Origin of the sequence: Sphingobacterium sp. WOUb80, assembly GCF_050058145.1 — a bacterium.
In the GTDB taxonomy this organism is placed as follows: Bacteria; Bacteroidota; Bacteroidia; order Sphingobacteriales; family Sphingobacteriaceae; genus Sphingobacterium.
Genome location: NZ_CP165617.1, coordinates 5799317 through 5819109 on the forward strand (window position 1 = coordinate 5799317; position 19793 = coordinate 5819109).

At 40.5% G+C, this 19793-nt stretch carries 14 protein-coding genes and 4 tRNA genes; 5 read left to right on the forward strand and 13 right to left on the reverse strand.

Annotated features, from left to right (window positions below):
• The first annotated feature begins 396 nt into the window (after positions 1-396).
• Complete coding sequence (locus tag AB1Z56_RS24020; protein WP_075990959.1) at positions 397-1032, forward strand: peroxiredoxin; 636 nt, start codon at positions 397-399, stop codon at positions 1030-1032.
• A gap of 78 nt (positions 1033-1110) precedes the next feature.
• Here AB1Z56_RS24020 and AB1Z56_RS24025 read toward each other — a convergent pair whose 3' ends face one another.
• The gene (locus AB1Z56_RS24025; protein ID WP_075990960.1) at positions 1111-2226 is read right to left on the reverse strand and encodes a S1 family peptidase; all 1116 of its coding nucleotides are present in this window, start codon (positions 2224-2226) and stop codon (positions 1111-1113) included.
• A 15-nt stretch (positions 2227-2241) separates the two neighbouring features.
• Positions 2242-2814 carry an RNA polymerase sigma factor gene (locus AB1Z56_RS24030; protein WP_426790360.1) on the reverse strand — a complete coding sequence of 191 codons (573 nt, stop codon included), beginning with the start codon at positions 2812-2814 and terminating at the stop codon, positions 2242-2244.
• A gap of 384 nt (positions 2815-3198) precedes the next feature.
• Here AB1Z56_RS24030 and AB1Z56_RS24035 point away from each other — a divergent pair, with 384 nt between their 5' ends.
• The 3 genes from AB1Z56_RS24035 (at position 3199) to AB1Z56_RS24045 (ending at position 8984) form a co-directional block, all read left to right on the forward strand.
• Positions 3199-7245, forward strand: a complete 4047-nt coding sequence (locus tag AB1Z56_RS24035; protein WP_426790361.1) for a glycoside hydrolase family 2 TIM barrel-domain containing protein — start codon at positions 3199-3201, stop codon at positions 7243-7245.
• Positions 7246-7469: 224 nt separating this feature from the next.
• The gene (locus AB1Z56_RS24040) at positions 7470-8711 is read left to right on the forward strand and encodes an MFS transporter (protein WP_426790362.1); all 1242 of its coding nucleotides are present in this window, start codon (positions 7470-7472) and stop codon (positions 8709-8711) included.
• 48 nt (positions 8712-8759) lie between these two features.
• The gene (locus AB1Z56_RS24045) at positions 8760-8984 is read left to right on the forward strand and encodes a (4Fe-4S)-binding protein (RefSeq protein WP_426790363.1); all 225 of its coding nucleotides are present in this window, start codon (positions 8760-8762) and stop codon (positions 8982-8984) included.
• Between the two features lie 63 nt (positions 8985-9047).
• Here AB1Z56_RS24045 and AB1Z56_RS24050 read toward each other — a convergent pair.
• The 9 genes from AB1Z56_RS24050 to AB1Z56_RS24090 all read right to left on the reverse strand — a co-directional run bounded on the left by AB1Z56_RS24050 (position 9048) and on the right by AB1Z56_RS24090 (position 14661).
• Positions 9048-9124 (reverse strand) — tRNA-Asp (locus AB1Z56_RS24050).
• A gap of 24 nt (positions 9125-9148) precedes the next feature.
• Positions 9149-9222 (reverse strand) — tRNA-Asp (locus AB1Z56_RS24055).
• A gap of 31 nt (positions 9223-9253) precedes the next feature.
• Positions 9254-9330: transfer RNA gene (locus AB1Z56_RS24060), tRNA-Asp, on the reverse strand.
• Between the two features lie 59 nt (positions 9331-9389).
• Positions 9390-9463: transfer RNA gene (locus AB1Z56_RS24065), tRNA-Asp, on the reverse strand.
• A gap of 73 nt (positions 9464-9536) precedes the next feature.
• The gene (gene prfA, locus AB1Z56_RS24070; RefSeq protein WP_309364754.1) at positions 9537-10610 is read right to left on the reverse strand and encodes a peptide chain release factor 1; all 1074 of its coding nucleotides are present in this window, start codon (positions 10608-10610) and stop codon (positions 9537-9539) included.
• Positions 10611-10708: 98 nt separating this feature from the next.
• On the reverse strand, positions 10709-11038 hold the full coding sequence (locus AB1Z56_RS24075; protein ID WP_288065263.1) for a DMT family transporter: 330 nt from the start codon (positions 11036-11038) through the stop codon (positions 10709-10711).
• Between the two features lie 67 nt (positions 11039-11105).
• Positions 11106-11696: a Crp/Fnr family transcriptional regulator gene (locus tag AB1Z56_RS24080; RefSeq protein WP_309364753.1), complete on the reverse strand. Its 591-nt coding sequence runs from the start codon at positions 11694-11696 to the stop codon at positions 11106-11108.
• Positions 11678-12433: a UDP-2,3-diacylglucosamine diphosphatase gene (locus tag AB1Z56_RS24085; protein ID WP_309364752.1), complete on the reverse strand. Its 756-nt coding sequence runs from the start codon at positions 12431-12433 to the stop codon at positions 11678-11680. The genes AB1Z56_RS24080 and AB1Z56_RS24085 overlap by 19 nt, the downstream gene beginning before the upstream one ends.
• A 59-nt stretch (positions 12434-12492) precedes the next feature.
• The gene (locus AB1Z56_RS24090; RefSeq protein ID WP_426790364.1) at positions 12493-14661 is read right to left on the reverse strand and encodes a M1 family aminopeptidase; all 2169 of its coding nucleotides are present in this window, start codon (positions 14659-14661) and stop codon (positions 12493-12495) included.
• A 320-nt stretch (positions 14662-14981) separates the two neighbouring features.
• Here AB1Z56_RS24090 and AB1Z56_RS24095 point away from each other — a divergent pair, with 320 nt between their 5' ends.
• On the forward strand, positions 14982-17105 hold the full coding sequence (locus AB1Z56_RS24095) for a prolyl oligopeptidase family serine peptidase (protein WP_426790365.1): 2124 nt from the start codon (positions 14982-14984) through the stop codon (positions 17103-17105).
• Between the two features lie 102 nt (positions 17106-17207).
• Here AB1Z56_RS24095 and AB1Z56_RS24100 read toward each other — a convergent pair whose 3' ends face one another.
• Both AB1Z56_RS24100 and AB1Z56_RS24105 read right to left on the reverse strand, forming a co-directional pair.
• The gene (locus AB1Z56_RS24100; protein WP_426790366.1) at positions 17208-18446 is read right to left on the reverse strand and encodes a thioredoxin family protein; all 1239 of its coding nucleotides are present in this window, start codon (positions 18444-18446) and stop codon (positions 17208-17210) included.
• A gap of 54 nt (positions 18447-18500) precedes the next feature.
• The gene (locus tag AB1Z56_RS24105) at positions 18501-19739 is read right to left on the reverse strand and encodes a thioredoxin family protein (protein ID WP_309364748.1); all 1239 of its coding nucleotides are present in this window, start codon (positions 19737-19739) and stop codon (positions 18501-18503) included.
• Positions 19740-19793: the final 54 nt, after the last annotated feature.

Here is a 19793-nt window from a genome sequence, read left to right on the forward strand (position 1 = left end):
TTGCCCCGGCTCACAATCATTTTATGAGATTGGTGTACCTCCATACTCAAATATACAAAATATATATTATGCAAGCATAGTAATTTAACAAATTACTTTTTAGGTTATTTTAGGTATTCATCATAAGTTTTTTGTTGAATAATGGGCGGTTTAGAGCATCTAGTCTCGTTTTATCTGGAGATGTATTTGCAGTAGAAAGTAAGCCTCTTTAGGGGATAAAAATAAAAGATCATATTGGTGTTCCATTTTGTTTATAGTTGTAAAATCCTTACTTTCAATTGGATTAAGTAGAGTTTTTTCATCTTAATTTAAAAAAATGAAGAATTACTTGTTTGCTAAATTTAATCTACTATATTTGTAGACTATATAATTTAAACACATTTAAAAAATAAGATTATGAGTTTAAGATTAGGGGATGAAGCGCCAAATTTTAAAGCGCAAACAACCATTGGTGAAATAGACTTTCACGATTATATCAAAGATAGCTGGGTCGTTTTCTTTTCGCACCCGTCAGATTATACGCCGGTATGTACAACAGAGTTGGGCCGTACGGCAAAACTGAAATCTGAATTTGACAAGAGAGGTGTGAAGGCCATTGCGCTAAGTGTCGATAATGTAAACGATCACTTGAATTGGATTAAGGATATCAATGAAACGCAAAATACCGAAGTGAATTTCCCGGTTATTGCTGATGAGGATCATCATGTATCCGAATTATACGATATGATCCATCCAAATGCTTCTGCAACAGTGACCGTACGTTCCGTATTTATCATTGGTCCTGACAAAAAGATCAAGTTGACGTTGACCTATCCAGCATCAACAGGTCGTAATTTTGATGAAATTTTACGGGTCATTGATTCTTTACAGCTAACTGCCAATTATCAAGTGGCTACCCCTGCTGACTGGAAGCATGGTGAAGATGTTATTGTCGTACCGGCAATAAAGACAGAAGATATTCCTGCTAAATTTCCAAAAGGGTTTAAAGAGATCAAACCGTATTTGAGAACGACGCCACAACCTAATCTGTAGGGATTGGATTGTTGGAATTAAAGAACAAAAAAGGCACCGTTGGAAAACGGTGCCTTTTTTATAAGTTCTAAATACATCCTAATAGACTTTAACCATGTAGATATAGTCTTGCATCTTTTTGATTTGTTCGGTTCGTGGTAAACCAGCCAAGCTGTTCTTTTTGTTGATCTTAAGGCCCGTAACCAGTGAATCACTTGGGATATCCGCTAAAGCATTCAAAATTGATTTCGTTTTGATTGCAAAGGCGGCACCATCTATGCCACGTTGTTTTCCGGAAATAATACCAATCACATTACCTCTGCTGTCCAATACCGGACCGCCACTGTTACCTGGATTGACAGGCACGGAGATCTGATAAGCGATGGTATCACCGGCATAACCTGTAGATGAACTTAGGTATCCCTGGCCATATACTGCTTCGTCACGAGGAAACCCAATCGTATAAATATCTTCGCCAAGATCTGAAGTCGATGTTTTGAAGGTGTATGGTAAGCTTTTAGCTTTCTTAAAAGTCTTATCTGCGATGTACAAAATAGCCAAGTCTTTGCTTGGATCGGTATGTACGATTTGTGCTTTATACGATTCACCTTTACTATTTTGCAAATAGATTGAATCAGCTCCACTAATGACATGGTAGTTGGTAACGACATAGCCATCTGTTGTCAACATAAATCCTGTTGCGCCAAACTGGCTTTCAGTACCTTTTACTGATTTTTTGTCATTGATATCCCTGATTGCAGCGTTATGTGCGTTGACGTTCTTTTTGACATTGTTCATGTCTCTACGTAGCGCACTGTAATCGGAAGATGCTTTCTCGAGGTTGCTGTAATAACCGCTCAACCATAATGTGCCAAATACCGCGAATACCGCTACCACTGCAGCCACCAAAGAACTTGCTTTAATACGTTCCCAAAGTGAAATTACCGTTGATTGTTTTATAGGAACCACCTTTGCGGGTTTATTTTGGGTTTTATGGTATTCTTTTGCTGATTGTGCCAATGCATTTTTGAAGTCTAGCCGTTGACTAGTTTCTTTCATATTGGCAACAAATTCGCGGTGTTGTTGTAATTGGGCAGCATAGGAGGGTTGATCAGCACAAAAAGATTCAAATGCAGCTTTTTCTTCGGCCGATAATTCGCCGCGAAGATAGTGATCTGCTAATTCGAAAAATTCTTTTTGATTCATTGTTCCCATGGTGTTACACTAATTTTAATCTGTTGAAAAAAATATTTTTTTCAGCCGTTGTAGGCATTTATACTTCTGAGTCTTGGCATTATCTGTATTGGTATAACCAAATTTTTCACAGATGTCCTGCATCGAATGGTTTAAGATGTAGAAATCATGTAAGATTGTCTTACAAGGTTCTCCCATTTTCTCTAAGGCAAGTTCCATTTGGTCGAACTTTTTTTCAAGTTCTTGATGCTGTTGTAGATCTTCTTCCTCAAATAAAGAATCTTCATAACCGCTAATGTCACTGTTGCCAAAACCAGCACGATTGAGTTGCTTAAGCCAAAGCCTTCTGCAAATCGAGTAAAGATATGTTTTTAGTTTACTGCTGAGCTCAAAGTTCCCTTTGGAAACTTTATCGTAGAGCACAATGACAGCTTCTTGAAAAATATCTTTCGCTTCATCCTCACTTCCATTGTTTTGCAAGATCATATGGCTTATAGACGGATAGTACCGCTTATAGATAGCATCTATCGCCAAGCTGTTGCCGTCTTTGATGCCTCCAATGATTTGCTCATCATTTTCTAGCAGGACTGATTTACTGAATTTACTCACCTATTAATACCTTAATACTTAAATTGTAACCCTTTGAAAAATAAAATTCTTCGAAATATTTTCAAACGTAAACTTTTATTTGTTTAAAGCGAAATCTATCCCCAAAAATAAGGCTTATTCCTTGAAACCGAAAGCATTTGTTTTTTATTGAAATCCGCTGCTTTTGGGAGGACATAGCCATTTTTCACCGCGTCTATTTTTTATGTTTTTACGTTGTTTTATGTAGGGTTCTCGAAAGGAGATCCTATGAGACAACTTTAAAGTCCGATATGATCTTTTTTTGTATCGAAAAAGTTTCGCAATCGTGTGCTTTAATAATCTGCTTGTTATTACTGCAAAATGAAGTTACATTTGGTTTCCTGGACTAAATTGCTTAATTACATTATGTTAAGAAACTCTGTTATTTTTTCAACGATTCTAGCCTCATTACTGTCGCTGGACACTACCGTTACGATAGGGCAAACGATTACGCCTTCTATCGACGGTTTCCAGTATGGAGCTACAGTGGCTCCAAAAGGGAATGAATGGGAATCGCCTCAATTATTATCACTTAATAAGGAGTTGCCGCATGCTTCGTTCTTCTCCTTTCAAAACGTAGAAAGTGCGCGAAAAGTACTTCCCGAACATAGTAACTATTGGCTTTCGCTCAATGGATCTTGGAAATTCAACTGGGTAAAGACTCCGGAAGAGCGACCAAAGGACTTTTATGATCCTAGTTATAATGTGGGTGCTTGGGAATCTGTTCCAGTACCCATGAGCTGGAATATTTATGGTATACAAAAGGATGGAAGCCTAAAATATGGTGTACCTATTTATACCAACCAGCGTGTGATCTTTCATCATCAAGTGAAGGTTGATGATTGGCGCGGTGGGGTTATGCGAACGCCAGCCCAAGATTGGACAACTTATGTTTATCGTAATGAAGTAGGGTCCTACCGACGCAACTTTACAGTGCCTGCCGATTGGGACGGTCGTGAAGTATTTATCAATTTTGATGGGGTAGACTCGTTTTTCTACCTGTGGATAAATGGCAAATATGTTGGTTTTTCAAAAAATTCAAGAAATGTTGCGTCTTTTAATATCTCGGCATACTTAAAAAAGGGTGCTGAAAATGTGTTGGCTGTTGAAGTTTACCGCAGTTCGGATGCTTCCTTTTTGGAAGATCAGGATATGTTTCGATTGCCCGGGATATTTCGGGATGTTTCTCTGACTTCAACGCCAAAAGTTCAGATTCGCGATTTAGCGGCTATTCCAGACTTGGACAGCAATTACGAAAATGGTTCGTTGAAAATTACGAGTACTGTACGCAATCTTGGTAATAAGAAAGCTGAAGGGTATAAAGTTGTTTACTCACTTTATAAAAATAAGCTGTACAGTGATGAGAATACACTTGTCGACCAGACAGAAGCCTCATCAGCTGTGCCAGCCCTGGATGGTCAAGTTTCCAATAGCATCGCAGCAACGTTGAATGTTAAAAATCCGAATAAATGGTCTGCCGAATTACCTTATCGGTATACTTTGGTGGCTGAATTGAAGGATAAAAAGAACAAAACGATAGAGACCATTTCTACCTACGTTGGATTTAGAAAGGTTGAGATCAAAGATACCAAGGCTGCGGATGATGAATTTGGCCTGGCGGGACGTTATTATTATATCAATGGTAAGACAGTTAAACTAAAAGGTGTAAACCGGCATGAGACCAATCCTGAGCATGGTAAAGTGGTGACCAGAGAACAGATGGAAGCTGAGGTAAAATTGATGAAAAGGGCGAACATCAACCACGTTCGTAACTCACACTATCCAGAACCTGCATATTGGTATTACCTATGCGATAAATATGGGATTTATCTCGAAGATGAAGCCAATATCGAAAGTCATGAGTATTATTATGGCAAAGAATCTCTCTCGCATGTTCCTGAATGGAAGAATGCGCATGTAGCCCGTAATATCGAAATGGTGCATTCGACCATCAATCATCCGGCTGTCGTTATCTGGTCTTTAGGAAACGAAGCCGGTCCGGGTGATAATTTTGTGGCAGCCTATCAGGCTATCAAGAAAATTGATACGTCAAGACCTGTTCAATACGAGCGTAACAATGCAATTGTTGATATGGGCTCCAATCAATACCCTTCGATTGACTGGGTAAGAGGAGCTGTAAAAGGTACTTACAAATTGAAATATCCTTTCCATATCTCGGAATATTCACATTCAATGGGGAATGCTGCTGGTAACTTAATTGATTATTGGGAAGCTATAGAGTCGACCAATTTCTTTATGGGCGGTGCCATCTGGGATTGGATTGATCAGGCCATGTATTATTATGATAAAAAGACCGGCGAACGCTTTCTGGCCTATGGTGGTGACTTTGGGGATAAACCCAATGATGGAACCTTTGTCAATAACGGGTTGATCTTTGCCGATATGAAACCTAAACCGCAGTATTATGAGGTAAAAAAAGTTTACCAGAATGTAGGTGTAAAGGCTGTTGATATTCAGCAGGGTAAAATCGAATTATTTAATAAAAATTACTTTAAGGATCTATCCGATTATCAGGTACAATGGTCGTTATTCAAAGATGGCGTAGAAGTAACAAATAGCAAAGGTACAATCAGTACGGCGGATTTGCCCAAGGCACGCCAACGCAAGCAACTTCTATTGCCAATAAATTACGCACAGTTAGATGCGGGATCGGAATATTTTGTGAAAGTACAGTTTATCCTCAATGACGATAGACTATGGGCAACAAAAGGTTTTGTACAAATGGAGGAACAGCTTTTTGTCAAAGCTGCTGAAAATAAACCGCTGATTTCTTCTGTTGCCCAAGGGGGAAATCCGGTACTTTCCAAAGAAGGTGATTTGCAGGTGGTGAAGGGTGATCAGTTTATCGCTAAGTTTGACAATAAAACAGGTTCGATATATAATCTAACTTATGCCGGTAAGCAAATTATCCGCGATGGTGAAGGCCCTAAATTGGATGCATTACGTGCTCCGGTTGACAATGATAACTGGGCCTACCAACAATGGTTTGAAAAAGGATTGCATAATCTGAAACATAAGGTTTTGTCTTCAAACAGTTATACCAAGAAAGATGGAACAGTTGTATTGGCATTTACCATTGAATCACAAGCTCCATATGGTGCGTCCTTGTTGGGCGGAACTTCGGGAACCTACACCCTTAAAGAGCATACGGACAAGCCTTTTGGTAAAGATGATTTTAAATTTACAAGCAATCAGATCTGGACAATCTATAAGGATGGCTCTATTGAATTATCGTCGAGTATTACTTCCAATAATGCAAGTGTGGTATTAGCTCGATTGGGATATTCTCTGCAGCTGCCTGCTGAATACAGCAACTATAGTTATTATGGGCGTGGGCCGATCAATAATTATGCGGACCGGAAGACAGCACAATTTATTGAATTGCACAGAAGTACGGTAAAAGACCAGTTTGTACCATGGCCTAATCCACAAAATATGAGCAACAATGAGGATGTACGCTGGACAGCATTGACAAACAGCGCTGGACAAGGGGCTATCTTTGTTGCGAAAGAACATTTAGCGACTTCGGCTTTGGAATATAGTGAGCTTGAATTGACCTTTGCACCACATCCTTATCAATTGCCAAAAAGCTCGGGAGTACACCTGCATCTCGATGCTGCGGTTACAGGACTAGGGGGCAACAGCTGCGGACAAGGGCCACCATTGGACAAAGATCGCGTGAAGGCAGTGCCAACCGCAATAGGCTTTATTATCCGCCCGATTCAGCAGGATGATGTGATGGAGAAAGCTCATGTAACAACCGCAGGCGATGCGCCAATTTCTTTGGCAAGAAGTTCAAACGGTGAAGTTTCTATTTTGTCTGGTAATAAGAATGAACCTGTTGTATATAGTCTGAACAATGGGAAGGCAACGGTTTATAAAGCTCCTTTTGATTTGCGCACCGGGGGTACCGTAACCGCTTGGTATCAGCATAACGAGAAATTAAAGGTAACACAGCAATATACAAAAATCGAGACCATTCCAATGGAAGTTGTCTTTGCTTCAAGTCAGGAAACTGGTGAAGGTGATGCCAAGAATCTATTGGATGGAGACCCATCTTCGATCTGGCACACCATGTATTCGGTTACTGTGGCACAATATCCGCATTGGGTTGATTTTGATGCTGCGAGTATCAAAACAATTAAAGGGTTCACTTTTCTGCCAAGACAGGATGGACCGAATGGTGATATTAAGGATTATAAGATTCAGGTGAGCAAGGATGGGAAGAATTGGGAGGATGTGATGTCGGGATCTTTTGAACGGAATAAAAAATTAAAAACTGTTCGATTCGAAAAGCCTGTGAAAGGACGTTATATTCGTTTTACAGGACTTAACTCACAGCGTGGTGATGACTATGCTTCCGGAGCTGAATTTGCTGTTATAGCTGAATAATTTGCTTTATATCGCATATTGAGCCGGCACCTGTCAAACAGGTGCCGGCTTTTTTGTTAGAAATTATGCTGAGATTAAATAGAGTGGTCGTTAGGGACTGGCGATTGTATGGTTTCAGCGGCATTGGGTAAGATCTCGTGCGATAATTTTGCAAACTTATTACAAAGAATGTTCGCGCACTTCTGTATTTTTAGGCCAGTTTAAGCCGAAGCAATACGGAGAGTATGGAAATAAATAAACTTGATAACGCCCCCTTTACGGCCTATCAAAAACTTGTGGTGTTTTTATTGGCAATGACACAATTCACCGTCGTGCTTGATTTTATGGTGATGTCACCGATGGGGGATATCCTGATGAAAGCGATCGATCTCAAACCAGCTCAATTTGGTATTGCGGTTTCGGCCTATGCTTTTAGCGCTGGTGCTTCGGGTCTGCTGACCGCGGGCTTTGCCGATCGTTTTGATCGGAAGAAACTACTGTTATTTTTCTATTCTGGCTTTATTATCGGGACCTTCTGCTGTAGCTTTGCCAACGATTACTGGACTTTGGTTGCTGCACGAATCGTCACGGGATTGTTTGGCGGTGTTATCGGTTCGATTTCTATGGCCATTATCACCGATATCTTTACGCTCCAACAGCGCGGACGTGTGATGGGCTTTGTGCAGATGGGCTTCGGTGCAAGTCAAGTCCTGGGTATCCCCATCGGATTATATATTGCAAATAATTGGGGTTGGCATAGTGCCTTCCTGTGGATTGCAGTGATGGCTTTGATTATTGTCGTTATCATAGCGGTCAAACTCATTCCTATTACCGCACATATAGGTCTTCAGAAACATCAATCTGCGTTAAAGCATCTTTGGTTGACTTTTTCACAGCAAGAGTACCGCGTCGGCTTTGCTGCAACAGCCTTGCTATCCATTGGAGGTTATATGATGATGCCTTTTGGAAGTGCTTTTGCAGTCAATAACCTAAAAGTGAGCCACGAACAGCTGCCGATGTTGTTTATGATTTCGGGTATTGCTTCATTGATTATTATGCCTATCGTAGGGAAATTGAGTGATCGTTACGATAAGTTTAAAATTTTTGCTTTCGCTTCCCTTTGGCTAATGGTTGTCGTATTTATCTACACGAACCTAGGTGTTACTCCATTTTATATTGTTGTTATCTTAAACATTTTAATGATGGCGGGCATTTTAAGTCGGATGACGCCATCTTCGGCTTTGATCACTGCTGTTCCGGAGATGAAAGATCGGGGCGCATTTATGAGTATCAGTTCGTCGCTGCAGCAGCTGGCAGGTGGCGTGGCAGCTTCACTAGCAGGTGTAATCATTGTCCAAGAAACAAAAGAAAGCCCCTTGGAACATTATCCTACCTTGGGGATGATTGTTATTTTACTTTCCGTTGTCGGTATTTTTATGATCTATCGGGTGAGTCGTATGATCCGAAAACGACGTGTCGATTCTTAAAACAAAATTGCTCTTATTGCTATTAGTCCTTAAAGAGAGATTTGTATTATGGAAGAAAAAATAATTCGCTATCCACATCCAAATGGAGAGATTACTGTTCTTTGGATACCTGAACGCTGTGCACATGCTGCGGTTTGCGTGAAGAGTCTGCCAAATGTGTATCATCCGAAAGATAGGCCTTGGATCACTGCTCAAAATGCCAGTACAGCTGAATTGATTGAACAGATTAAACACTGCCCTTCGGGAGCACTTCAGTACGAATTAAAAAAATAATAGTTGTTGTATTGTTAAGGCAAAAAAAAAGCATCATTTATAATTAAATGATGCTTTTTTTGTTGGCGGTCTGGACGGGACTCGAACCCGCGACCCCATGCGTGACAGGCATGTATTCTAACCAGCTGAACTACCAGACCAACAATGTGTTTTTAAAATTTTAGCGGTCTGGACGGGACTCGAACCCGCGACCCCATGCGTGACAGGCATGTATTCTAACCAGCTGAACTACCAGACCTAAAATCTTAAGGATTGTTTTTAATAATTTTTGGCGGTCTGGACGGGACTCGAACCCGCGACCCCATGCGTGACAGGCATGTATTCTAACCAGCTGAACTACCAGACCTAAAAATCTTAAAAACTTAATTTGTTAAAGAACTTGCGAGATTTCTCTCTCTTTTGAAGCGGTCTGGACGGGACTCGAACCCGCGACCCCATGCGTGACAGGCATGTATTCTAACCAGCTGAACTACCAGACCTCAACCCTTCTCCTCAGAAGGTGTGCAAATATAGCGTTTGTTTACGTATCTGCAAAGATTTTTTGAAAAAAAACTAGTCTACTTGACCTTCTTTCATCTTTTCTGCATTCTCCGCAAACTGCAATGCATCTATAATTCCTTGAATATCACCGTCCATAATTGCTGGTAAGTTGTACATCGTCATTCCAATACGATGCTCTGTTACGCGACCTTGTGGGTAGTTATAGGTACGAATTTTTGCAGAACGGTCTCCAGTAGATACCAAAGTTTTTCTTTTTGCAGCAATGTCGCCGTTCTTTTTGTTCAACTCAAGCTCGTAAAGTTTGTTCCGCAACATCTCCATAGCTAACTCTCGGTTGGCTAATTGAGAACGTTCTACCTGACAAACGACAACGATACCTGTTGGTTTATGCGTCAACTGTACTTTTGTTTCTACCTTGTTGACGTTCTGACCACCGGCACCACCCGAACGGGATGTCTGTAACTCAATATCACCTGGATTGATTTCAACATCCACATCTTCGGCCTCAGGAAGAACAGCTACCGATGCAGCAGATGTATGTACACGTCCCTGTGTTTCGGTATCAGGTACACGTTGGACACGGTGTACACCAGATTCGTATTTTAATTGACCATAAGCATCATCTCCAATAACTTTTAGGATCACCTCTTTGTAACCACCGGAAGTTCCTTCGGTAACATCCATTACTTCGTTGCGCCAGCCTTTCGTTTCGAAATAGCGTGTATACATACGGTAAAGATCACCCGCGAATAAGGCTGCTTCATCACCACCTGTTCCACCTCGGATCTCGATAATAGCGTTTTTCGCATCTTCTGGATCCTTCGGAATCAGCATTAAGCGTATTTCTTCTTCTTTTTCTTCTTTCGCTACATATAAAAGATCCAACTCTTCTTTGGCCATCTCACGAAGTTCCTGATCCTTCTCGTTCATGATGATGTCCTTGTTGGTGTCAATATTGCTCACCATATTTCTGTAAATATGGTATTGGTCCACGATTTTGCCTAAATCTTTGTATTCTTTATTCAATTTGGCAAAACGTTTCATATCTTGCATGGTGTCAGGGTTGCTCAATTCAGCTTCCACTTCTTCCCATCTTTCTTTTATCGCTTGTAATTTGTCTAACATATATCAAAAATGCTTCTTCTAGGAATGTATGACCTAGATTACTATTGAGTGTACAAAAGTAAGGAAATTTTGTTGCTTTTAAACTACCTAGCCTGCTATTAATGAGAGGAAACTGCTTTTAGTCCTACGATGGAAGCAATCAGCGTGAAAATAAAGAATATGCGCCAGAAATCTGCAGGTTCCTTAAAGAAGATGATCCCCATTAAAACAGTTCCCACTGCGCCTATTCCGGTCCATACCGCATAGGCTGTACCTAATGGAAGTGTCTGTGTTGCTTTGATCAATAAACCCATGCTCGCAAATAGGAAAACCACAAAAGCACCGTACCAAAACCATTGTCCGCTTCCGGTTGCATCTTTGGCTTTGCCCAAACAGGTGGTGAAACCAATTTCGCATAATCCGCCCAATATTAAAAATATCCAGTTCATATCTTTTTAGATTTTTTGTTTCGGGGACAAAGTTCCTGCTTTTTGCCTGTAATAATTTTTACAAATGTTAAAAATTTGTATGAATATTTGCGCGAATTCGGCTTAGGGTAACCTGACTGACACCGAGATAGGAGGCGATGTAACCAAGTTTGATCCGTTGAATATATTGGGGGTATTTTTGAAGCAATTCCGCATAGCGCTCTTGGGCAGTATTAAAGAGCTTGGACATGGTTCGTTGTTCGGCTTTGATGAATTCCAGTTCAGCCATCTTTCTTCCCCAGTTGGCAATAGCAATATCACTTTCATAGAGGTCAAAAAGTTGTTTTTGGTCTATTTGATAAACAACACTATCCTCCAAAAGGTCTATATTTTCATAGCCCGGGGTATCATGGACATAACTATTCATGGATATGAGTGTTCCACCGGGTGAAACAAAATCCAGCGTAATCTGACGGTTGGCCGTCTCGTAATAAACGCGGGCTAATCCTGAAGCCAGAAAATAGATGTCTTTTTGAATTTTGTCCTGTTCAATCAATAGGCTATTTCTTTTCGCCATGATTTTCTTACTGACCTGCTCCAATTTTGCAGCGCTTTCTGGCGTAAGAAAGTGATAACCATTCAGGCAATCGGATAAAGAAATTAGGATTTGCTCGCCCATTTTTCCAAACGTAAAGTTTCACCATCCCATACTGCATAAGTATGATAGTTTATCCATTCGCCCAAATTGATGACACGACTATGGGGATTTAGCGTAACATCGTAAGGAAGGTGTCTGTGTCCAAATATATAGTAATCGTGATGTCTGCTGGCTTCAAGTTCCTTGGCATAGCCAATCAGCCATTCTTTGTCTTCGCCCAGAAACTTTTCGTCCTCGTTATTGGAAAGCCGGCTATGTTTGGACCAGCGTGTGGCGATTCCGATACCAAGATTTGGATGTAATCGCGCAAATAACCACTGGCAGAGGCGGCTTCGAAATACTTTCTTCAGCAGTTTATATTTGTAATCTCCCGAGCCCAATCCATCCCCGTGGTGAATATAAAAGTGTTTTCCGTTGAGTTCTAATTCCAACTCATTGTCGATGATCCGGACATTTAATTCCTTTTTGAGGTAATCAAACATCCACATATCGTGGTTTCCTTTAAATAAAGTGATGGGAATGCCGAGATCGGAAATTTCGGCTAATTTGCCAAGAAAGCGTATGTAACCTCTGGGAACCACAGTCGCATACTCGAACCAAAAATCAAAGATATCACCAACAAGATAGAGCTGTGCAGCATCTGTTTTGATCTGGTCCAGCCACCGTATAATTTGCAACTCCCTTTCCCGTGAACGTTCCAAGGGGTAAGATCCAAGATGAAAGTCGGAGGCAAAATAAATTTTTGTTCTTGTTGACATGTGGCCAAAACTAAAAAAAATGGAGGCGAATACAAAATTCACCTCCACAATATATTTTGCTATGATTTAGATAATTCGGTGATGAGCGCCTTTAGATATTCCGTCGCATCCGGATCAATTCGCTTGAGGGACTGTTGAAGCTGATCGGGATAAGCACTTTTTATCGCCATGATTGAACTTGCGATAACCATATAGGATTTGTCGTTTACAGCATTCAAAATTAGATTTTTATATTTTTTATCTTTTGTCTGTGCAAGCTTTTGAATCGCGGAGGCACGGATAACAGAGGCCTCGGATTTCTCTGCAAGTGTCAAGATTGTTTTTTCTGTTGACTTGCGAACCGCGGGATTGCTTAGATCGAGACCTTGAATTGCTGTTGCAGCAAGATCCGCATCGGTATCCGCCAATGCTTTTGTTAAGATTTGCTGGCTGCTGGTATTTGTCGGATTCTTTGAGGCGTAGGCAATCGCACCGACGCGGTTGGCAAATGAAGGCGCATGCTCATATTGGTACAGGTAATCGGCATCTGATTTGTCGATAAGGATTTGACCAACGAGTGTTTTTTCGGGGTCGATATCAATAAATTCAACGGCAGCAGGTAAGGGGATCATAAATTGTGCGTTGCGCTTGTTGAGCTGAAAAGTTTGTCTGATCTTACCATTTTTTGTATAGACATCTACAACCAAAGGAACTTGGAATGTTTGGACCGTAGAGTCCTGCACTTGGGCTACATTGAGCAATAAACTATTTTCAGCATTTCTTGTTGTGATCTTTAAAACGGGGTGTCCGCCCTGATAATACCATTGATTAAAATAGGGGGCCCAGTCTTTCCCTGTTACTTCCTCCATGGCTAGGCGCAGCTGTTGCGGTTCGCCCGTTTTAAAGGAATTGTCTGTCAAGTATTTTTTCAGTGATTGATAGAAGGCCACATCACCCATCTGCTCCTTGAGCGCATAAAGAATCAAGGATCCTTTGGCGTAGCTGATATTATCAAACATATCTTCCTTGTCGTGATAATAATAACGGGCTAAAGTAGGGCTCTTGCCATTTTTAGTAGATTTTAAGTAAGATTGAAGTTTTTCAAATCTTGATTTATCACCACGGTCTTTACCGCCATCGTGTTCGCGCCAGATGACCTCCCCAAAGGTAGCGAAAGATTCATTCATGGTTAAATTGGACCAGGACTCGGCAGTAACCAAATCACCGAACCACTGGTGAAATAGTTCATGCGCAATCGTTCCTTCCTGATTATCGTCCAACAATTCGCGTTTTGTTTTCTGTACATGTTCACCATGTAAAGTTGCACTTGTGTTTTCCATGGCGCCTGAGACATAATCGCGACAGACGATCTGCGCATATTTATTCCAAGGGTAAGGAACACCCAAAGTCTTGCTATAGAAGTCCATCATGGCCGGTGTCTTACCAAAAATGTCTTTTGCATAGGGGGCATATTTTGGCTCCAGGTAATAGTCAACGGGGATATTGTTGTACTTGTCCTGATAGATTTTAAAATCACCAACTGCCATCATGAAAAGGTATGGAGCATGGGGCAGATCCATTTTCCAGGTATCTGTGCGCGTACCGTCACTATTTTTGTGCTGACTGCTCAGTGCTCCATTCGATAGACTGACATAGTTGTCGAGTACTGTCATGGAGATTTCTGCGGTGGTTTTCTGATTTGGACGATCTATCGTTGGGAACCAAGCCGATGAGGCCTCGGTTTCGCCTTGAGTCCATATCTGCCGCGGTTTGTTTGGCGTACGTTCATCTGGATTGATAAAATAGAGCCCCTTTGCATCGTTGATTGCTGCACTGCCCTGCGCCTTCAATAAATTGGGTTTTGCGGTATAATCGAGGTATATGGTATACTTCTCATTTGAAAGATAATTGCGGTCCAGTTTGATCAAAAGAGAATGATCGTCATAGCTGTATTTCAGCGGGATCATCTGTTCGCCATTGACCAAAGATACCTGTTTGATATCCATGCCTTTTGCATCAAGGCGAAGGGAGTCTGTTGGGTAGAAATGGGGTTGTAAAGTGACCCATTCTTTGCCATTCAAGAATTGGTTTTCATAGTCAAAACGTACATCGAGTTTGGTATGGACAAGATTGTTGATCTTGGTGGGAGTGGTTCGATATTGCTGATCTATAGGGAGTTGTTGGGCTTCGCTTATTCCAATATGAAGAATGGAAATGGACAAAGTGAGGTATACGACTTTTTTGAACATGGTTATAGTGTTTTCAAGATTTAAATAAATCTAAAAAAATTTCGCTTGCTATAAAAATATGCTGTGCAGAAATGTGTTTAATGCTACTATGAGCGGCTCATGTTTTTTATTTATTCGCTTTTATCTAGGTGTTTGGATGTTAGTGCAAAGGACAGGCAGGAAGTTATGAATGTGGATTTTTTAGTTATTATTTCGACAAGATAAAAAACTGCATGAGGTAGGTAAGAGGTCGATAAATTTGTTTATATTCAACTCAAATTGAATTTTCAGATGCTAAGTGAATGAAATTTAGCTGGATTGAAACAAGTAGACGATTTTTTATGATAAACAAAAATTTTGGTCTTATCCTCATGATGATAGGTATGGCAGGTACGGCGACAACGGGTTATGGACAACAGTTAACCTATCCAACGACAAACAAGGGGACTGTCGTAGATGAATTTTGGGGTGAGAAGGTCGCAGATCCTTATCGCTGGTTGGAAGATGATCGTTCAGCTGAGACGAAAAGCTGGGTGCAGGCTGAAAATAAAGTCACATTTGATTATTTGAATGCGATTCCATTCCGTACAAAATTGAAAGATCAATTAACTGAAATATGGAATTATGAAAAAATAGGGACACCGTTTAAGGAGGGGGAATATACCTATTTTTTTAAAAATAACGGCTTACAACAACATGCGGTACTTTATCGTAAACTAGGAGAGAAAGGAGCTGAGGAAATTTTCTTGGATCCGAATACATTCTCGAAAGACGGATCGACTTCTTTGGCAGATGTTTCGTTTTCAAAAGATGGAAGCTTAGTAGCCTATTCTATTTCTGAAGGGGGATCGGACTGGCGGAAAGTCATTGTACTGAATGCCAAAGACAAGTCTTCGGTGGGAGAAACGTTGGTTGATGTCAAATTTTCCGGTATCGCATGGAAAGGCAACGATGGTTTTTATTACTCGAGTTACGATAAACCAAAAGGATCTGAACTTTCGGAAAAAACAGACCAGCATAAATTATACTACCATAAACTTAAAACAGCACAGTCTACCGACAAATTAATTTTTGGTGGTCCTGCAACGCCGAGGCGTTATGTAGGGGCTTCATTAACGGATGATCAACGATACTTGATTATCTCCGCTGCAAATACGACAACAGGCAATGAACTTTATTATCAGGATCTCAATCAGCCGAATAGCAAAATTGTCTGCCTGCAGGATCATTTTGATGCCAACACTGGAGTTGTTGACAATATTGGCGATAGTTTCTTATTAGAGACAAATTACAAAGCTGCCAACAATAGATTGGTCAAAGTAGATTTGAAAAATCCTGCGAAAGAGAACTGGAAAGATGTTATTCCAGAGACCGAGAATGTGCTTTCAATCACTACGGGCGGAGGCTATCTTTTTGCAAACTATTTAAAGGATGCTGTTTCTGTGGTAATTCAATACGATTATACAGGTAAAAAGATTCGGCAAATTGAATTGCCGGGAGTAGGGACAGCGAGCGGTTTCTCAGGAAAGAAGAAGGAAAAGGAAATCTATTTTGGGTTCTCAAATTACATTACACCTTCTTCAAGCTATAAGTTTGACGTGAATTCTGGCCTATCTACACTTTATATCAAACCTAAGGTGAAATTTGACTCTGATCAATATGAATCGAAACAGGTTTTTTATACGTCCAAAGATGGTACAAAAGTGCCGATGATTATCACGTATAAAAAGGGAATCGAATTGAACGGGAAAAATCCGACTATTGTCTATGGCTATGGTGGCTTTAATATCAGCCTGACACCTGCCTTTAGTACTTCGGTGGCGGTATGGTTAGCAAATGGCGGTGTGTATGCGGTTCCCAATTTGCGTGGGGGTGGTGAATATGGCCAGAAATGGCATGATGGCGGAAGGCAGTTCAACAAGTTGAATGTGTTTAACGATTTCATTTCGGCGGCACATTACCTTCAGGAGAATGGTTATACATCACCAGCGTATACCGCTTTATCGGGGGGCTCTAATGGTGGCTTGCTCGTTGGAGCAACAATGACAATAGATCCTAGCGTAGCTAAGGTTGCACTTCCGGAGGTTGGTGTTTTGGATATGTTGCGTTACCATACCTTCACTGCTGGAGCAGGCTGGTCCTATGATTACGGGACGGTCAGTGATAGCAAAGAGATGTTTGATTACCTGAAAGCTTATTCTCCGGTGCATAATGTGAAAACAGGTGTTTGTTACCCTGCGACGATGGTCTTTACCGGCGATCACGATGACCGTGTGGTACCAGCGCACTCCTATAAGTTTGCTTCTGAGCTGCAAGCAAAACAAGCTTGTGATAACCCTGTATTGATCCGTATTGAGACAAAAGCCGGTCATGGTGCCGGTAGGTCGACAGAAGTTCTGATTAATAGTACGGTTGATAAGTACGCTTTTGCCCTTTGGAATATGGGTATTAGGGAATTAAAATAAGCAAACTGCCCTTTGAAAAGGCTTTCGGCAGATGCATGATAAAAAATACCCGATCAATTTATTGATCGGGTATTTTTATTTATTGACGAGAAGAAGATCTTCTTATTGCCATGTCTTTTCACCTTTTTTCATTTTTTGTAAGGTTGCTACATATTCTTCTTTTTGCGTCGCATCTGTAATAAGTGAGATGGCCTTTTCCTGTGTTTTAATCGCTTTTTCCTTTTCTCCAAGGCGATACAGGATGTTTGCAAATGTATCTAGATACATTGGTGTATCTTTTTCTTTCTCATTGGACAATTTGCTCCATTCAGCTGCTGCTTTTAAACATGCCGGGTCATTGCAGTTTTCAAAAATGGACCAAGCCATGTTGTTCAATTCTGCTGCGGTGATGCTGGAACCGTATTTTGCAATGTATTTGTTAAAGCTATCTCTCAATCCAGGATAGTTTTTTGTATAACCATAATAACGTGGTTGCATTTCGAGGCTTGCTTTCTCAGTATTGATCGTAGGATATTTTTGCGCCAACTCTTTTTCTATGCTCGCGAAATCAACAGCTTCCTTCGCACGAATTTTGGTATTTACAGCGTTACTCACCAATAATTGCGACAAGAAATCATTTGCTTTTACTTTTTCACTAACGGCATCAAATTTAGCAGGATTGTCTTTGATTAAATTAAATGCCTTCGAATCGACTACATTAGCTGCAGAAAGTAACAAGCTGGCATTCTCTTTTGTAAATATTTGATCTGTTGATAAAGATGCTAATACAATGCCTTCCGCTTTTGCTTGAGTCTCTTGATCGTAGGCATCTTTTGCTGATTGCGCCATGGCTTTTGCAATAGTTACATTCTGGGGGTCAGCATTGAATTTTGCCAATAAGGTTTCATATTGTGTATTTGGATCAAGTGCTTTTTGGGCTTTGGCGATAAAATCATCTGCTTCACCACCACCGACGATACGGTGAACAAGAGTTCCTTTGGCATCAAAGATCAAAAAGGTAGGGTAAGCTCTTACTTTATAATCTTTTGCAAAACGATCCGCTTCTTCATACCATGATTTCACATCTTCATTATCATTCTTGGTTTTATCCATCTGGATCTTCGCATTGATAAATTTAGCATTGAAGAAATCACCTACTTTGGCTTGTGGGAAAATGGTGCTCGACATGTATTTACATGGCCCGCACCAGGTTGTGAAACAGTCTACAAATATGAATTTATTTTCTTTAGCCGCTTTTTCTTTTATCTGGCTCCAATTGAGGCCATGCTCAAATTTGACACCTTCGCTTTGCGCAAATAGTAAGGTTGGAATGAGAAATAGCATTAAAATCAATTTTTTCATAACGTTGGTATTTTAGAATTTTAATTTAATAGTTAGCTTTTGTGCAGGATAGCATCAGTTGTCCCAAGTCTTTATACCCTTCATCATTTTGTCGAGTGTCTCCTGATAAATCGGACGATCGTCCTCACTGGCCATTTCAATAGCTTTGTTTTGCCACTTTAGGGCTTTATCTTTTTCTCCTTTCTTATAGAGTAGATTTGCGTAGGTATCCAAAAATGCACTGCTTGGATCTTCAATAATTGATTTTTTGCTCCAGCTTAATGCGGATTCGATACAGGCAGGATCACTGCTATTGTTGAATATCGTCCAGGCAAAGGTATTTAATTGATGGGGGGTAAAATCTTCCGACGAAAGGTAATCATTGATGGTATTCTTCATGGCTACATAATTTTTCACCTGAAGGTAATAGTGTGCCTTTATCTTCTTGAACATCGGGACAAAATCGATGTCTGGATATTTTGCAGCAAGTTCATTTTGATAACTATCCCAGTTGGGTTCATGTTTGGCATCTATTTTAATCTGAAATAATTCGTTGACGACAACATTAGCCAGCGTGCGGTTGGCAATCCCCGGTGATTCTAATAGAATATCAATTTTTTCTTTATTGTTGCGGATCAGATTAAAGGCTTTGGAGTTGGTGAATTTAGCGGCAGCCAATAGAATATGTACATTTTCTTTTTTGAATAATTCATCCGTTCCCAATGAGTTTGCTAAGGTATTTTCTGCCTTTTGCGCAGTATTTTCATCGTAGGCGATATTCGCGGCTTTCAGCATCTGTTTGGCGGTGTAAATATCCTGAGGCCTTTTCTCGAATTTTTTTAGCAGCGTGTAATACTGTGTTTCGGGATAGAGCCCATCCATCACATGACTGATAAATTCAGGGGCATCACTTGCACCAACTATACGATGCACCGCTTGTCCATTGGGATTAAAGATAAGAAATGTTGGAAACGATTGAATATTGTATTCATTGGAAAGGGTACGCGCATCGGCATACCACTTTTTGACATTGGCATTGTCGGACTCTGTGGAATCCATTTGTACCCTAACGCTAATGAAGTTCTGATTAATTGGCTGTCCAACCTGTTCTAAAGGGAATATTTCATTGCTCATATATTGACAGGGGCCACACCAGGTTGCAAATAGCTCCACGAAAATAAACTTGTTCTCGGCTTGTGCTCGCTCCTTAACTTGTTTCCAACTCAACCCATCTACAAATTTCACCCCCTTAGTTTGGGCCTGCGCCAAATTCCCGAATAAAATCGTAAGGCATAATGCGATTATACTTCTCATACTCACTCAACAAAAGATTCATAATTATGTTTAAGTTATTAAATTAATCTGAAA

Coding starts and splice junctions, on each gene's coding strand:
- AB1Z56_RS24080 (WP_309364753.1), bottom strand. CDS start 11,696: ATGGGCGAGCAAATCCTAATTTCTTTATCCGATTGCCTGAATGGTTAT.
- AB1Z56_RS24020 (WP_075990959.1), top strand. CDS start 397: ATGAGTTTAAGATTAGGGGATGAAGCGCCAAATTTTAAAGCGCAAACA.
- AB1Z56_RS24090 (WP_426790364.1), bottom strand. CDS start 14,661: ATGTTCAAAAAAGTCGTATACCTCACTTTGTCCATTTCCATTCTTCAT.
- prfA (WP_309364754.1), bottom strand. CDS start 10,610: ATGTTAGACAAATTACAAGCGATAAAAGAAAGATGGGAAGAAGTGGAA.
- AB1Z56_RS24045 (WP_426790363.1), top strand. CDS start 8,760: ATGGAAGAAAAAATAATTCGCTATCCACATCCAAATGGAGAGATTACT.
- AB1Z56_RS24040 (WP_426790362.1), top strand. CDS start 7,470: ATGGAAATAAATAAACTTGATAACGCCCCCTTTACGGCCTATCAAAAA.
- AB1Z56_RS24100 (WP_426790366.1), bottom strand. CDS start 18,446: ATGAAAAAATTGATTTTAATGCTATTTCTCATTCCAACCTTACTATTT.
- AB1Z56_RS24025 (WP_075990960.1), bottom strand. CDS start 2,226: ATGGGAACAATGAATCAAAAAGAATTTTTCGAATTAGCAGATCACTAT.
- AB1Z56_RS24105 (WP_309364748.1), bottom strand. CDS start 19,739: ATGAGAAGTATAATCGCATTATGCCTTACGATTTTATTCGGGAATTTG.
- AB1Z56_RS24075 (WP_288065263.1), bottom strand. CDS start 11,038: ATGAACTGGATATTTTTAATATTGGGCGGATTATGCGAAATTGGTTTC.
- AB1Z56_RS24035 (WP_426790361.1), top strand. CDS start 3,199: ATGTTAAGAAACTCTGTTATTTTTTCAACGATTCTAGCCTCATTACTG.
- AB1Z56_RS24085 (WP_309364752.1), bottom strand. CDS start 12,433: ATGTCAACAAGAACAAAAATTTATTTTGCCTCCGACTTTCATCTTGGA.
- AB1Z56_RS24095 (WP_426790365.1), top strand. CDS start 14,982: ATGATAAACAAAAATTTTGGTCTTATCCTCATGATGATAGGTATGGCA.